The organism is Pandoraea iniqua (assembly GCF_902459685.1).
GTDB lineage: Bacteria > Pseudomonadota > Gammaproteobacteria > Burkholderiales > Burkholderiaceae > Pandoraea > Pandoraea iniqua.
On the sequence record NZ_CABPSF010000001.1, the window covers coordinates 1,019,991 to 1,035,230 of the forward strand.

The 15,240-nt window shown below is 64.5% G+C and carries 12 protein-coding genes; 5 read left to right on the forward strand and 7 right to left on the reverse strand.

What is annotated here, in order from left to right; genetic code table 11:
- Positions 1 to 102 precede the first annotated feature (102 nt).
- The gene (locus tag PIN31009_RS04545) at positions 103 to 1,203 is read left to right on the forward strand and encodes a tartrate dehydrogenase (RefSeq protein ID WP_150789448.1); all 1,101 of its coding nucleotides are present in this window, start codon (positions 103 to 105) and stop codon (positions 1,201 to 1,203) included.
- Here the strand turns inward: PIN31009_RS04545 and PIN31009_RS04550 are convergent.
- The gene (locus PIN31009_RS04550) at positions 1,170 to 2,558 is read right to left on the reverse strand and encodes an LLM class flavin-dependent oxidoreductase (RefSeq protein ID WP_150789449.1); all 1,389 of its coding nucleotides are present in this window, start codon (positions 2,556 to 2,558) and stop codon (positions 1,170 to 1,172) included. The two genes, PIN31009_RS04545 and PIN31009_RS04550, sit on opposite strands and share 34 nt — an antisense overlap.
- Before the next feature lie 219 nt (positions 2,559 to 2,777).
- Between PIN31009_RS04550 and PIN31009_RS04555 the strand changes: the two genes are divergently transcribed.
- Both PIN31009_RS04555 and PIN31009_RS04560 read left to right on the forward strand, forming a co-directional pair.
- Positions 2,778 to 3,932, forward strand: a complete 1,155-nt coding sequence (locus PIN31009_RS04555) for an ABC transporter substrate-binding protein (protein WP_150789450.1) — start codon at positions 2,778 to 2,780, stop codon at positions 3,930 to 3,932.
- Between the two features lie 80 nt (positions 3,933 to 4,012).
- Positions 4,013 to 5,032 (forward strand): GlxA family transcriptional regulator, encoded by a 1,020-nt coding sequence (locus tag PIN31009_RS04560; RefSeq protein ID WP_246185495.1) that lies wholly within the window; start codon positions 4,013 to 4,015, stop codon positions 5,030 to 5,032.
- A 9-nt stretch (positions 5,033 to 5,041) separates the two neighbouring features.
- On the opposite strand, the gene PIN31009_RS04565 is transcribed toward PIN31009_RS04560, so the two are convergent.
- Complete coding sequence (locus tag PIN31009_RS04565) at positions 5,042 to 6,160, reverse strand: DJ-1/PfpI family protein (RefSeq protein WP_150789452.1); 1,119 nt, start codon at positions 6,158 to 6,160, stop codon at positions 5,042 to 5,044.
- Between the two features lie 90 nt (positions 6,161 to 6,250).
- The gene (locus PIN31009_RS04570; protein WP_150789453.1) at positions 6,251 to 7,174 is read right to left on the reverse strand and encodes a LysR family transcriptional regulator; all 924 of its coding nucleotides are present in this window, start codon (positions 7,172 to 7,174) and stop codon (positions 6,251 to 6,253) included.
- Between the two features lie 170 nt (positions 7,175 to 7,344).
- Here PIN31009_RS04570 and PIN31009_RS04575 point away from each other — a divergent pair, with 170 nt between their 5' ends.
- Positions 7,345 to 8,451 carry an NADH:flavin oxidoreductase/NADH oxidase gene (locus tag PIN31009_RS04575; protein WP_150789454.1) on the forward strand — a complete coding sequence of 369 codons (1,107 nt, stop codon included), beginning with the start codon at positions 7,345 to 7,347 and terminating at the stop codon, positions 8,449 to 8,451.
- Between the two features lie 77 nt (positions 8,452 to 8,528).
- On the opposite strand, the gene PIN31009_RS04580 is transcribed toward PIN31009_RS04575, so the two are convergent.
- From PIN31009_RS04580 to PIN31009_RS04590, 3 genes are all read right to left on the reverse strand, one after another.
- Positions 8,529 to 9,956, reverse strand: coding sequence for a M20 family metallopeptidase (locus PIN31009_RS04580; protein ID WP_150789455.1), 1,428 nt, complete (start codon positions 9,954 to 9,956; stop codon positions 8,529 to 8,531).
- Between the two features lie 33 nt (positions 9,957 to 9,989).
- The gene (locus PIN31009_RS04585) at positions 9,990 to 11,054 is read right to left on the reverse strand and encodes a porin (RefSeq protein ID WP_150789456.1); all 1,065 of its coding nucleotides are present in this window, start codon (positions 11,052 to 11,054) and stop codon (positions 9,990 to 9,992) included.
- A gap of 188 nt (positions 11,055 to 11,242) precedes the next feature.
- Positions 11,243 to 12,652 (reverse strand): MFS transporter, encoded by a 1,410-nt coding sequence (locus tag PIN31009_RS04590; protein ID WP_150789457.1) that lies wholly within the window; start codon positions 12,650 to 12,652, stop codon positions 11,243 to 11,245.
- A gap of 154 nt (positions 12,653 to 12,806) precedes the next feature.
- On the opposite strand from PIN31009_RS04590, the gene PIN31009_RS04595 reads away from it, so the two are divergent.
- On the forward strand, positions 12,807 to 13,736 hold the full coding sequence (locus PIN31009_RS04595; RefSeq protein ID WP_150789458.1) for a LysR family transcriptional regulator: 930 nt from the start codon (positions 12,807 to 12,809) through the stop codon (positions 13,734 to 13,736).
- A gap of 60 nt (positions 13,737 to 13,796) precedes the next feature.
- Here PIN31009_RS04595 and PIN31009_RS04600 read toward each other — a convergent pair whose 3' ends face one another.
- Complete coding sequence (locus tag PIN31009_RS04600; protein ID WP_150683196.1) at positions 13,797 to 15,047, reverse strand: sensor domain-containing phosphodiesterase; 1,251 nt, start codon at positions 15,045 to 15,047, stop codon at positions 13,797 to 13,799.
- Between the last annotated feature and the right edge of the window lie 193 nt (positions 15,048 to 15,240).

The window sequence follows — 15,240 nt, forward strand, 5'->3', positions numbered from 1 at the left end:
GGATAGTGGATTAACCAATTGGGGGATTCTATCCGCACAGGAATGGAATAACCTAGCGGCAATCGTCCATCGGACGCTGCCAAACCCTCAGGAGAGACACTCATGACCGACAAGTCCCAACGCCCCCTGCGCATCGCCGTGATTCCCGGCGACGGTATCGGCAAGGAAGTGATGCCCGAAGGCCTGCGCGTGCTCGACGCGGCGGCCAAGCGCTTCGGTATTGCGCTGGAATATCAGCACATTGAATGGGCGAGCTGCGACTACTACGTCGAACATGGCCAGATGATGCCCGACGACTGGAAGCAGCAACTCGAAGGGGCCGACGCCATTTTGTTCGGCGCCGTGGGCTGGCCGGAGACGGTGCCCGACCACATTTCACTGTGGGGTTCGCTGCTGAAATTCCGTCGCGAGTTCGATCAGTACATCAACCTGCGCCCGGCGCGCCTGTTCGACGGCGTGCCGTCGCCGCTGGCCGGACGCAAGGCGGGCGACATCGATTTCATGATCGTGCGCGAGAACACCGAGGGCGAGTATTCGTCCATCGGCGGTGTGATGTTCGAAGGCACCGAGCGTGAGTTCGTGGTGCAGGAGTCGGTGTTCACGCGCCACGGCACCGAGCGCGTGCTCAAGTTTGCCTTCGATCTGGCCCAGCAGCGCCAGCGCAAGCACGTGACGGTCGCGACCAAGAGCAACGGTATTTCGATCTCGATGCCGTGGTGGGACAAGCGCGCTGCGGAAGCCGCCGAGCAGTACCCGGACGTGACGTGGGACAAGCAGCACATCGACATTCTGTGCGCGCGCTTCGTGCTCAACCCCGATCGTTTCGACGTAGTGGTGGCGTCCAACCTGTTCGGCGACATCCTCTCGGATCTGGGCCCGGCATGCACGGGCACCATCGGCATCGCGCCGTCGGGCAATCTGAATCCGGAAGGCAAATTCCCGTCGCTGTTCGAGCCGGTGCATGGCTCGGCACCGGACATCGCGGGCAAGAACATCGCCAACCCGATCGGCATGATCTGGACGGCGGCGATGATGCTCGACTTCCTCGGCAAGGGCGAAGGCCGCGCCCGTGAGGCACACGACGCGATTCTCGCCGCCGTGACGCAGGTCATCAAGGATGGCCCGCGCACCGGCGACATGGGCGGCAAAGCCAATACGACCGAAGTCGGTCAGGCGATTGCGGCGGTGGTCTCCGCAGGCTGATCCGTCGACTGCGCGTCGCGTGGGGCGAAGTGCCGGTTCGGAACGGCCGGCACACCGAGATTCTCGCGGAACGTGCGCCCTTCGTAACGCGTACGGAACAAGCCGCGCCGCTGAAGCTCGGGCACCACGAGATCGACGAACGACGTAATGCCCGCCGGCGCACTCGGAAACATGATGTTGAAGCCGTCGGCCGCGCCGGTTTCGAACCAGTGCTGGAAGTCGTCCGCAATGGATTCGGGCGTGCCGACGAGCACGCGATGGCCGCCTGCCGTGAAGCGCGTGTACAACTGCCGCACGGTCGGCTGTTCGCGCCGGATCCAGTCGACCAGCAGCTTTTGCCGGCTCTTGTGCGAGTTGGTTTCCGGCACGTGTTCGGGCAGCGGCACTTTGGCGTCGAACGGCAGACTGCCGAGATCGATGCCTAGGCTCGCGTAGTTGGCGAGCGCATGCAAGGCGACCGCCGGATCGCGATGTTCCAGCAGCGCGTCGTAAATCTCCTCGGCTTCGGCCTGCGTGCGCCCGACGATGGGCGCGACACCCGGCAGAATGAAAATATGCTCGGGGCGGCGTCCGTACTTCAGCGCCCGTGTTTTCACATCGGCGTAGAACGCGCGCGCATCTTCAATGTCCTGCGCGGCGGTGTAAAGCAATTCGCCCGCACGTGCGGCCAGCTCGCGTCCTGCTTCGCTGGAACCCGCCTGTGCAATCACCGGCCAGCCTTGCACCGGACGAGGCGCACTCAACGGCCCGCGCACACGGAAGTGCTTGCCGCGATGATCCAGTTTGCGCACACGCGCCGGGTCGGCCCATTGGCCGGTCGCCTTGTTGCGCGGAAAGGCATCGTCGGCGTGGCTATCCCATAGCCCCGTCACCACATCGTAGAACTCGTTGGCGCGTTCATAACGCAGCGCATGATCGACGTGATCGTCGCGATTGAAGTTTTCTCCGCCGCCGGTCGACGTCACCAGATTCCATCCGGCGCGCCCGCCCGAAAGATGATCGAGCGATGCGAACGCGCGGGCCACGTTGTAGGGCTCGCTGTAGGTCGTGCTTACCGACGCCACGAGACCGATGTGTTGGGTCGCACCCGCCAGACCGGCGAGCAGGACGACCGGGTCCCAGCGTGGCGCCCCCGGACTGTGGGCGAGCGAGACCGGATCGGTCGACATAAAGAGGTTGTCGAAGAAAAACAGCGCGTCGAAGTAACCACGCTCCAGTTCTTGCGCGTAGTGCCGGTAGCGCGCGAATTGCAGGTGCGCGTCGGTGTCGGTATCGGGATGGCGCCAGCTGTCGCCCTGCACGCCGGAACCCGACATGTAGGCGCCCAGCCGGAGCTTGCGGGCAGGTTGGCTCATGGCGATTGGCGTCTCGCGCTCGGGGCTTTGGAAACGACCAAGATACTGAGCGCGGCGCGACGGCACAAACAACGAAATCCGATAAGCAAACCCGCATAAGCAAACGCGTTGCGTGCGCACTAATCATCGCAAGAATGGATGGTTGGGTGGCCCGCGCCGTCTGCATAGACTGGCCGGTCCGTCCACTCTCATCGCTGCGCTCGCGCGTGGTGCCATGTCATGACGTACTCGCCTTCTCACCTCGCTTACACCGCGCACATCGCGCCGGTTGTCCCGTCCCTTGAGCGTCACACGCCTGCGCCGGATATCGCCGCACCGCTGCCGTCCCGCGCGGCGCTGATACGCGCGACGCTGGCGCAGTCGGCACGCAGCGATCTGGCGACGACGTTACGCAACCGGTGGCCCGCATGGCGTTCGCGCCTGCGCCGTGCGCTGGTGATCGGGTTGAGTGTGGCCGCGATTCTGCCGTTCACCTCCGTTGAGGCGCAGGAGAAGCCGGTGCTCGTCGTGGGCGATCAGGCTTTCAATGCGCAGAGCCTCTTCGAAGCTTCAGGTGTGCTTCGCGACGCACCGTACACAGTCGCATGGAAGCAGTTTCCGGCAGGCACGCCGGTGATCGAAGCCGTCAATGCAGGCGCGCTGGACATCGGCTTGCAAGGCGACGGCCCGGTGTTGTTCCTCGCGGCGCAGGGTGCGCCGATCAAGGTCATCGGTATCTATCGCGATAGTCCCGACAGCGTCGTGCTGCTCGCGGGGCCGCACACGCAGATCAAGACCGTCGAGGATCTCAAGGGCAAGACGGTGGCCATCACGCGCGGTGGCTGGTCGCAGCAACTGGTGCAGGCGGCGCTCACGTCGGCGGGCTTGCCGCTGGATGCCGTGAAATATTCGTATCTGGCGTCAGTCGATTCGGCCGCAGCATTGCAGGCAGGCAAAGTGGACGCCACGGCCACGTGGGAGCCGTACGTGTCGCGCTTGCGGCAAGCGGGCGCCCGCACGGTGGTGACAGCGCGCGGGCTGATTGCAGCGCAGAGTTATCTGTCGACCACGCAGAAGGTCATCGAGACGAAGCGCGAGTTGCTGGGTGACTTCGTGCAGCGCTATCAACGCGCACGCGACTGGTCGCTTGCCGATTCGCGTCACATCGATCGCTATGCCGACGTGTGGGCGGCCAAGTCGCGCATCGATCCCAAGCTTGCCCATCAGTGGTTCAGCACGTCGCGCGTTCGCTACGAGCCGCTCACTGAAGCGTCAATCGCCGAGGCACAGAAGAGCGTCGACGATTTCGTGAAGACCGGCACGCTTGCCAAGGGCTTCGACGTGCGGGGGCTGTTCGATCCGTCGTTCAACAAGTTCACGCAGGCGGCACGCTAAGGCCCGCATCGTTCTCATGCGCTCGTTACAATGCTCGCCTGCGTGCGGGCATTGTCGCTCGCGTTTGCATGGGGAAATGCGTGACAGCCAAGGCTCGTTCCAACCACACCGCCGCCGATACCTCCGGTCTTTGCCGCCACGTCGTCATCATTGCTTTCGAAGGCGTGGAAGCCATTGACGTTGCCGGGCCGGCCAGCGCCTTCGCCAAGGCATCGCTCGCGGTGCCGGGGGCCTATCGCATCTCCATCGCCTCGCCCCACGGCGGCAATGTGCACACCAGTGCCGGGTTGTCGCTTGCCGACACGCTCGCGCTGTCGACGCTTGGCGGCCCCCTCCGTTCTGACGATCCGATCGACACGATCATCGTCGCCGGTGGCGAAGAGGCCGCGCTACGTCGTGCCATTCTTGACGATGGTGCTGCTGAATGGATGGCGCAGGCCGCGCAACAGGCGCGTCGCGTGGCGAGCGTGTGCACGGGGGCATTCGTGCTGATGGCGGCGGGGCTGCTCGACGCGCGGCAATCGACAACGCACTGGCGCGCTTGCGATCGTCTCGAATCCATGTGTGCTGGCACGCAGGTGCAGCGTGACCGCGTGTTCGTGCGTGACGGCAATGTCTGGACATCAGGCGGCGTGACGACGGGCATTGATATGGCGTTGGGCATGATCGAAGCCGATCTCGGCCGCGCGGTGGCAATGGATATTGCCCGCGACCTCGCGCTGTTTGTGGTGCGAGGCGGTGCCGAGTCACAAGTGAGCCGGTCGTTGACGCTGCAAAGCGGTGCGTCATCGCCGGTGCGCGATGTGATCGCGTGGATTGAAAGCCACCTCGACGGCGATTTGTCCGTCGATGCGCTCGCCGCTGTCGCCCGCATGAGTCCGCGTAATTTCTCGCGGGCATTTTCAAGAGAGGCGGGCACCTCGCCCGCGCGATACGTCACACGTTCGCGCGTGGACTTCGCCGCGTCGTTATTGCGTCAGACGACGTGGACGCAGGCGCGTGTGGCACAACGCAGCGGTTTCCAAAGCGTCGACGCGCTGCAACGTGCGTTTCGCGCGACGTTCGGCACGTCGATGGCCGACTATCGCCGCGAGGTATAACGCGGGCGGCTAGCGCGACAGCGGAACATACTCCATCGCGAGTTCCACAATATCGCGCTCGGCAGCGCCGTAGCGTTGCTCAATGTCATGGAGTGATTGCACGAACTGCGGCATCGCGTTGCGGTTCGGCGGCAACGCCAGCGGGCGCGCGGCACTGGGGCGTGGCGCCGTCGTCACGAGCGTCAGGCCGCTGGCGAGCCGCACTCGGCCGGCGCTGTGCGTCGAGGCTGGGGTTGCCATGACGGTTGTGCGCCAAGTGCGCGACCACGCATCAGCGGTCAGCGCGAGCGCGATATCGTCAACACCATCAGCGACGGGAATGACGAGTGTTTCATGTCGCCACACACTCACGGTGTTGCTTGCAACCGTCCACAGTCGGCGGGCGTTCAATTGAAAACCCGCGCTCACATGTTGCGCCGACCAGTCGGTTGCGCCGAGCGATCGTGCCACGTCGAGCGCGCGGTCGCGGCCAGCGATTCCCTCAACGAGCGCAAGCGCGAGCGGCACGGACGCACTGACCCCGGTCGTCGTGACGATGCCGTTGTCGTGCAGATATCTCACGTCGGGCACATAACGAGCCGAAGGGTTGGCATCGCGCAGGTCGCTGCGGTCGTACCAGTGGCCGGTGAACCGACGCCCTTTCAGCAGCCCCGCCTGACTCAATACACGCGCCCCGGAGCAGATGCCCACGATCATCGCGCCATGCGAAGCCTGCTGTCGCAGCCAATGGAGAACGCGCGGGTCGTTGTCGGCATGCATGGCGGGCACGATCACGATATCGGCCCCTTCGGGATGCCGGGCGTCGAAGTCAGCAAAGGTGGCGTCGGGCACGACACGCAATGCAGGCATCAACGTGACATCGCCATCATCGACGGCCACCGCCTGCACGTGCTTGATGCCCGCACGTTTGAGTACGCCGTAGGGGACGAGGAAATCGGTGGTTTCCGTGCCCTCGTTCAGCGCGATGACGGCGATGACCGGATCGCGTGGCCGTTTCGACAAAGCGTCTTGAAGATCGCGCTGTGCGACGACAGCGGCATCCCGGTCGCCTGTGTCCGTGGCGGCAGGGGCAGTGTGTGAGAGCACCAGCGCGAGCAGGGCGCAGAAGATCAGGCGAAGGCGGAGCATCGGCGTTTCACGCGAAAGAAAGACGCCTAGCGTAGCGACGCGTCGATCTTCCCCGCAATGACAGCGATGCCGCAGATTCTGCCAACCCGGCTACGCGCTCGCCCGCTTTGCGGCGGTCAATGCGCCAAAAGCACGCGGACGCGGCGCATCCACGCGCTCACGCAGCAACGCCACGGCGCGTTGCGCGCGTGCGGACAGCGCCCACTCCGCACGATGAATCAGCCATAGCGTATCGACCACGGGCGGCCCGCAATCGACCACACGAATGGCGTCCTGCGAGGCGAACGCTTGCCGCGCGTACTGCGGAATGACGGTGAAGCCCAGCCCGCGCGCGACATATTCCAAAATCAGGCTGATCTGGTTTGTGCACCCATGACTCGGCAAGCTGCGCACGCCCGGATTGCCCGGAAAGCGGCGGCTGAGCAAGCGCGTCGACATCGCTTCGCCATCGGGGTGATCGATATAGCCGATGCGCTTGAGGTCTTCCCACTTGTGTACGTCGTCACCGGCCGGCACCACGAGTTCCAGCGGCTCCTGCGTGAACGGCGTGGCGGCAAGGCGTGGATCGTCGGGGCGCAGCGTAACGAGGCCCAGTTCGAAGTGGTTTTGCAGCACGCCCTCGAGCACTTCCCGGTCGGGCGCGAAGCGATGCCGCACGGCCATCGACGGGTTGGCTTGCTGCATGTCGAGCAGAATCGGACACAGATACAACCCGATGCTGCCCGGTGTGATGAGCGTGATTTCGCCGCAGTCGGCATTGGCGTCGTCGATCCGCGAGCGCAGGTGCCGGCTGGCGCATTCGACTTCCGCGCAGTAGGTGAGCATTGCATGTCCCGCAGGGGTGAGCTCGATCGCGCGCGGACGCCGCACCAGCAGCGGCCCGAATTCGTCTTCGAGATGCTTCACGTGCTGGCTGACGGCGGCCTGTGTGAGGCCCAGCCGGTCAGCGGCACGGGTGAAGTTGCCCAGCTCCGCCAGCGTCGCGAAGGATTTGAGCCATTGAGGGTTGACCATAATGAACTGTTATCAATTTGATAATCGGCAGATGGTTTTCATTATAGCGACGACGGGCTACCATTGCTTGCGTCGGCTAACCCCGCCGAGGCGCCGCCCCGGGATGCGATCCCAGAGATGTCGATCCCCCGCTGGCTGCGCCGCTTTCCCCCCACACCGCAGAGCACATCATGTCCGCCTTGTTTTCCCCGTTTGAATTGAAAAGCGTCAAGCTGCGCAACCGCGTAGCGATTCCCCCGATGTGTCAGTACAGCGCCGTCGATGGCGTGACCAACGACTGGCACCTCGCCCATTACGCCGGACTCGCCCGTGGCGGCGCCGGACTCGTGATCGTCGAGGCCACGGCCGTATCGCCGGAAGGCCGCATCAGCCCGGGATGCACGGGCCTGTGGAACGACGAGCAGGCGCAAGGGATGGCGCGCATCGCGTCGGCCATCAAGGCAAACGGTGCCGTGCCCGGCATCCAGATTGCCCACGCAGGCCGTAAGGCCAGCGCCAACCGCCCGTGGGAAGGCGACGATCACATTCTGGAAGACGACCCGCGTGGCTGGCCGACGATTTCGCCGTCCGCCGTGGCGTTCGGTGGCCATCTCGGCAAAGTGCCCAAAGCGATGACGCTGGACGACATCGCCCGCGTGAAGGCCGATTTCGTCGCAGCCGCACGTCGAGCACTGGCTGCCGGTTTCGAATGGCTGGAACTGCATTTCGCTCACGGTTATCTCGCGCAAAGCTTCTTCTCGCTGCACGCTAACCATCGTGAAGATGCCTACGGCGGCGATCTCGCCGGCCGCAGCCGCTTCCTGCTCGAAACGCTCGCTGCCGTGCGCGAAGTGTGGCCCGAGCACCTGCCGCTGACCGCCCGTTTCGGCGTTCTCGAATACGACGGCCGCGACGAAGAGACGCTGGCCGAGTCGATTACCCTGACGCGTCAGATGCGTGAGGGCGGTCTCGATCTGCTCAACGTGAGCGTCGGCTTCTCGACCCCGGCAGCAAAGATTCCTTGGGGTTCGGCATTCCTCGCGCCGATTGCCGAGCGTGTGAAGCAGGAAGCGGGCATTGCCGTGGCGTCGTCGTGGGGCATTGACGATCCGCACGCCGCCGAGCGCGTGGTGGCCAGTGGCCAGATGGATCTGGTGATGATCGGGCGCGCGCTGCTCGCCAACCCGCACTGGCCGTACTACGCTGCGCGCGAACTCGATGTATCGCGTCCGTCGTGGGTGCTGCCCGCACCGTACGCGCACTGGCTCGAACGCTATCAGGTGCAACGCGCGGCCTAAGCATCTCGCTTTGCAAGCATGAAAAAACCCCCGCACGTCAAACGACGCGCGGGGGTTTTTCGTTGCGCGTGCCGCGATCAGTCGCGTGCGAACGGCAGTTTCACTTCCGCCGGAATCGGGCAGACGTACGGGCGGCCTTGGCGGCGCTCGTGCAATTCGGCCTTCGCTTTGGCGAGCGTCTCCGGCGAGCGGAACAGATCGAGTGCCGATGCGGCGAGCGTTTTCGCCGCGAGCAACATGCCCTTGTGCGCCAGCGTGCTCTTGCCCTGCGCCACCAGTTGCCACGAGTGGAACGGCGTGCCGAACGCATAGCAGGTCGTGAAGCACTGCGCCGTCGGCGTGATCCAGCTCACGTCGCCCACATCGGTCGAGCCGTGCAGCGTCGGCTCGTTGCCTGCCTGAAACAACGCCACGTGATCGAACAACGGCTTCGGATTGCGCCATGCCTGACCGAGCGTGCGCGTGGCCCCTTCGATATCTTCCGGCGACAGCGAACTGTCTTGCACACTGCGCGCATAGGCGAGTTCATCTTCGTCGTATTGCGGCGCGCCGAACGTCTCCAGATTGCGATAGACGACATCGTTGAGCACGCTGTTCTGCACGAGGTTCGAACATGCCTTGTCGAAGACGACGTCGACCGTGCAGCCGGTCATCAAGGCGGCACCGTTGGCGATGTTTTTCACGCGTTCGAACAGCTCCGAAGCCTGATCGTTGCGCGGTGCGCGCACGAGGTACAGCACTTCGGCGTTGGCCTGCACCACGTTCGGCGACGTGCCGCCCGTGTTTGTCACTGCGTAATGCACGCGCGCGTCGGGCAGCATGTGCTCGCGCATGTAGTTCACGCCGACGTTCATCAACTCCACGGCGTCGAGCGCGCTGCGGCCAAGATGCGGCGACGCGGCGGCGTGCGACGCCTTGCCGTGAAAGCGGAAGTACGCCTGCACGTTCGCCAGCGAGCGCCCGTTGAACACGCCGTTATGCACGGCCGGGTGCCACGACAACGCCGCGTCGAGATCGTCGAACAGCCCGGCGCGCGCCATGAACGTCTTGCCCGAACCGCCTTCTTCTGCGGGGCAGCCGTAGAAGCGCACGGTGCCCGGTTGTCCGGTCGCGTCCAGATGCGCTTTGACGGCGGCAGCGGCCAAGTGGGCGGCGGTGCCCAGCAGATGGTGGCCGCAGCCGTGTCCATTGCCGTTGCCGATTTCTGCCGACGGCTGGCATTGCAGCGCACCGGCTTCCTGACTCAGCCCGGAGAGCGCATCGTATTCACCGAGAATGCCGATGATCGGGCCGCCGTCGCCGGCTTCGGCGATGAAGGCCGTGGGAATGCCGGCGACGCCGCGCGTCACGTGAAAACCGGCGGCTTCGAGCACTTCGATGTGCAACTCGCTCGATGCGAATTCTTCGTAGCGCAGTTCCGCGAGGTTCCAGATTTTGTCGGCGAGTTCGGTGAATTGCGGGGTGTGCTGCTCGATGTAGTCGAGCGGGGAAGCGATGTCAGACATGGAGTCCTCCTGATGGGTTAAGCCAGCGTGCGCTCAGAACTTCTGACGCATGCCGAGGGCGAAGACGACGGGATTGATACCGGGGGTGCTGAGCGGATCGGCACCGAACGAGAGTGACGATTGCCCGTAATTGCGGAAGCCGCCCACGCGGGCATAGAGGCCGGTGAGCTTCGAGAACTGGTAGTCGTAGCCGAGCAAGGCGCCGACGGCGTGATCGACCTTGCCCGCCACGTTGCGATAGATGACGCCCGCGCGCACCACGTGCGGCCCGCGCTGCCAGACCATGCCCAGCGAGTAGACCTGTGCTGTGAAGGTGCCGGGGCCGTTCGGGCGCGTGAGCACGTAGCTCGCCGAGCCCATCGTTTCGCCGAACTGATACGTGGCGCTGAGCATGTAAGCGTCGGTGCGCGGGCCATTGAGCGGTGCACCGGGTGTCGTGCTGGTGCTCGTGTTGGCCCATACGGCGTTGTACGAGCCGGAGAGCATCAGCGGGCCGCGCCCGTAATTCACCACCGTGCCGATGTTGCTGGCGTTCGGGCTGGAACCTGCGACGTTGCGCGAGGCGTAAAGCACCGTGGCGTTAAGGCCCGCGATGTCGGGGGTTTCGTAGCTGATGGCGTTGTCCACGCGGGCCTGAATCGACGCCGCGCCCGGACCGAGATCGGAGACGACGAGCGCACTCGTGGCATACGGCGAGAGTTGCCCGACCGACACGAACGGATCGATGCCTTCCGGGCCGATGGCCGGATATTGCTTGCCGAACTTGATCGTGCCCCACTCGACGGACGACAGCGAAACATTGGCTTCGCGGTTGTAGAAGGCGCTGCTGCTTTGCTGTTTTCCGCTCATCAGATCGAAGCCGCTTTCCAGCCGGAACGCGGCGCGCATGCCGCCGCCAAGGTCTTCCGACCCGGTGATGCCCCAGCGCGACGTGGACGCCCCGCCCGAGAGCAATTGCAGGTTCTCTTGCCCGCTGTTGCGCGAGTACATGAGAAAGCTGTCGACGGCGCCGTAAATCTGCACGGCGGCACTGGCGGGCGTTGCTGCGGCGATGCCGGCACTGGCGAGGGCCAGCGCGAGCGAATATCGTTTTTTCATGTCTCTCTGAATCTTGTAGTTGGTCTGTCTTGCCTGATGCGCGACGCCACCGCGGCGGCCGATGCACGAAATCGCGAGCGTGCAGAGCCCCGGGCCGCGCGCCGGAGCGGCGGCCTGTCGGTACAACGTCGAGTGCGAGAAGTGCGGGAAGTACGGGAAGCGAGAAGTCGGGCGATCCCGTGAGGCGGCTAGGCTTTGTGTGCCGCCACTGAGGTCGCCGTTGCCACGGCATCGGCCGGGCGCTCGGGGAAGCACCACAACGCGATCTGGCTCACCACGCCGCAGGCGAGCAGATACCACGCGGGCGACATGGCGTCGCCGGTGCGGTGCAGCAGCCACGTCACGTTGAACTGTGCGAAGCCGCCAAAGATCGTCACACCGAAGCTGTAGATCATCGCGAGGGCCGTGGCGCGCACGCGGCGCGGAAACGCTTCCATGATCAGCAGGAAGTACGAGCCGGTACCGAGCGATGCAATACCCATGACGACGGTCACGATGCCGATCATGAGCGGCACGGAAGGCGCCGTCGTCAGCCACTTGAACGCCGGGTACACGCACAGCAGCGTGATGAGCGAGGTAACGATCACCACCGGCTTGCGGCGTGCCACGCGATCGGTGATCCAAAGGCCCGAGACGAGCGACGACACCATGATGATGGCGCCCGATGCACACCCCGCGAGGAACGACGTGGCCACCGGCAGGTGCAGCGTGCGCACGCCGTAAGCGGGCATGAAGAACACGATGATGTAGAGCATGGTCGTGCCGCCGACGAGCAGCAACGTGCCGAGCAGCACGCGCCCGAGATAGTGGCGCACGATCTCACCCACAGCACTTTGCTCGCGCTCGGGGGCTTCGAAGGTTTCGTCGAGATTGCGACGGATGTACATACCGACCGGACCGACCATCAGGCCGAGGATGAACGGCACGCGCCATCCCCAGCTCTCAAGCGATGCGGGGGTGAGCAACGACGAGAGCAATGCCCCCGAGAGCGCACCGAGCAGCGCAGCAGCCCCCTGACTGACCATCTGCCAGCACACCATGAAGCCGCGCCGCGACGCAGGTCCCGATTCCATCAGGAAGGTCGTCGATGCGCCGATTTCGCCGCCGGCGGAAAGCCCCTGTAACAGCCGGCCGAACACGATCAGCACGGGCGCGATCACGCCGATGCTCGCGTAGCTCGGCGTGAGTGCGATCAGCCCCGTGCCGACCATCATCAGCGCGATGGTGAGCGAGAGCGCGGCGCGACGGCCCGCACGGTCGGCATAGTTGCCGATGAGAATGCCGCCGAGCGGGCGCATGACGAAGCCCACGCCGAACGTTGCCATCGCGAGCAACAGTGGCCCGGTACCGGAGCCCACCGGGAAGAAGTTCTTGCCGATGATGCCCGCAAAGAAGCTGAACACCGTGAAGTCGAACATCTCCAGACCGTTGCCGACCGACGTGGCGACGATGGTGCGGCGGCGTGATGCACGGGTAGCACGGTCAGCACGGGTCGTGGCATCGCTCGTCGCGGGCGGCGGCGAACTCACCGCATGTCCCGATGGCGGGGGCGAACTGGCGAGCGCGCCATTGAGGGGCGGGGCGGCGTTAGGCGTCATACGGGTTGTCTCCATGCATTGGGGGTGTCGTTCTGTCCATGCGCACGCATGCGACGATTCGGGCCGATAGTAATCAAGCCGTAATAATCCCGATACGCATAAATTCTTATCCTGATAACATTCATTTATCAGTGATAACCCTTGGTATGTAGCGATGAAACTCCACCAATTGCGGGCCCTCGTGGCCGTTGCCAACACGGGCAGCATTCACGAAGCGGCGCGCACGTTGCACGTCACGCAACCGGCCGTCACGCGTGCGTTACGCGATCTCGAAACCGAAGTGGGGTTGATGCTGATCGTGCGCAGTTCGACCGGGGTGTCGCTCACGCATGAGGGGCGCGCGCTGCTTCAGCGGGCCGAGTTGATCGTCAATGAGATGACGCGCACGGAGGCGGAGATGACCCGCCTGCGCGATACCCGGCAGGGACGGGTTTCCATCGGCGTGACGCCACTTTCCGCAATCACCGTGTTGCCCAAGGCGTACAACCGTTTTCGTCAGACGATGCCCGACGTGACGCTCGAATTCTCGGAGTTCAGTGCGTCGCAACTGGTGGAGCAGTTGAAGAGCGGCGCGCTGGATTTTGCGCTGGGTTCCGGTGTCGATGCGCGTGAATTCGCGACCGTGCGCGCGGTGCATCTGGCGACGTTTCCGATGTGGTTTTCGGTGGCGCGGCGCGGGCAACTGGCGAATGCGACTTCGCTAGCCGACTTGCAGGATGCCGAATGGCTGCACACGGCCCCTTCAAGTGAGTTTCAGGCGTTCCTCACGGAGCTGTTTGCCCGGCAGGGGCTGGCACCGCCACGCCGTATTACGCGCTGCGCGTCGCAGACGCTCTTCTACAGTCTGGCCGTCAACAGCAACGTTGTGACGTCATGGACGCACCTTGCACTGCGCACCGAAGGCGCGGCCGAAGAGCTCAAGACACTCGATCTGTTGGAGCAGCCGCCCGCCCGCAAACTCTTCCTGTTGTTCCGCGACAGCGCGATTCTCACCGCACCCGCCGAATACTTCGTGCGGTGTATCGAAGATGCGGTGAAGGCCGAGCAGGGCACGCGAGGGGCGCGCTCAGGCAAAGCGTCGTAGGCGCTGACGCATCAACGCCATCGCCCTAACGCACTGCCTTACCGCTTGATTCCCGCTGGATCACCAGTTGATGTCGACGCAGAGCACTTGCAGGCCCTGCTTCGCCGGGGTGGCGATGGAGGCGGTCACGCACAGGTGCGCCTCGTTGATCGACAGATACGGCGGCGTGAAATGCACTTCGCCGGGTTCGCGCATCGCCTGAATGAAGTACGGACGCCGTGCCCAGTTCGCGCCTTGCGAATGCAGCAACGGACGGAAGCGCTTTGCACGTTGCGACGAATGGTTGATCGGCAGCACGTTGTCGCCGATCTGACGGCCTGCCGCGTCGAGCAGAAAGCAGCGTGCCGCGTCGGGCAGTGCCAGCAGATCGTGCGACGCCTCGATGATGTCCATGCCCTGTGCGATGCGTGCGGCGGCCGCTTCGATACCCGCCACATACGGCGCGAGACGTGCATGTTCGGCACGCTCGCGTTCCACCAACTGCGTGCGTAGCGCGGCGGAAAGCGCGTCCATGCGCTCGGCAGCGACCTTCGACGGCACCGGGTCGACATCCGGCGCAGCGAAATACTGCCCCTGCACGAAGTCGACGTTGCACTCCAGTGCGATCAACGCTTCGCGGTCGGTCGTGAGCCCGCCCATCATTACCAGTTGTCCCGATTCGTGCAGCAGCGACACCAGACCGGGCAGCACCCGCGCCAGATGCGACTGCTCGGTGGCTTGCGCGAGAATGCCGCGATCGAGCACCACGATGTCGGGGCGCAGATCCCACACCCGGTCGATATTCGAATGCTTGGCGCCGAAACCGCCGAGCGCGATCACGAAGCCTGCTTTGCGCAGGCTGCCGACGATGGCGCCGAAGCGTGGCGTGTCGCCGCCCGCCTGCTCGGGCACTTCGAGCACCACGCGCTGCGGCGAGAGTCCAATAGCCTTGAGCGTCGCAATGAGCGCATCGCCGTAGACCGTATCCATCAGCGCGGCCGGATGCAGGTTCAGGAAGAGCCACGCGTCGCGGCTGTCGAATTCATGGAAGTTGCCCAGATGCAGCGATTCGGCGAGGCGGCCGAGTTCGAGCATGTCGCCGTGACGGGCCGCGAGCGTGAAGACTTCGTGCGACGGCACGTGACGGCCTTGCGCGTCGTGCGCACGCAGCGACGCGTGATAACCGATGGCGCGGCGGTGCGACACCGAGAAGACCGGCTGGAAGACGCTGCAAATGGTGAAGTCGCCGTAAATGACGATACGGCGGCCGTCCTCCGCCGCCGTGAGGCGGGGCGGCAACAAACCGGGGGCGTCGAGGTCGATCATGCTCATGGTGTGGACAGGCACGGGGGCGGCAATGTTGTTTACAGAATAGGTGAGCAAGAACCGTGCTCAAAGGCGCAGGGGCGGCGCCGGCGCTATTGTCCGTGATTTTCGGACGCCATTGGGCCGCATTACACGGGTATCGCACCAGTGTGTGGCGGGTTCGCACCATCTTGGGGCGGCCGGCCGCGAGCCTCGGCCA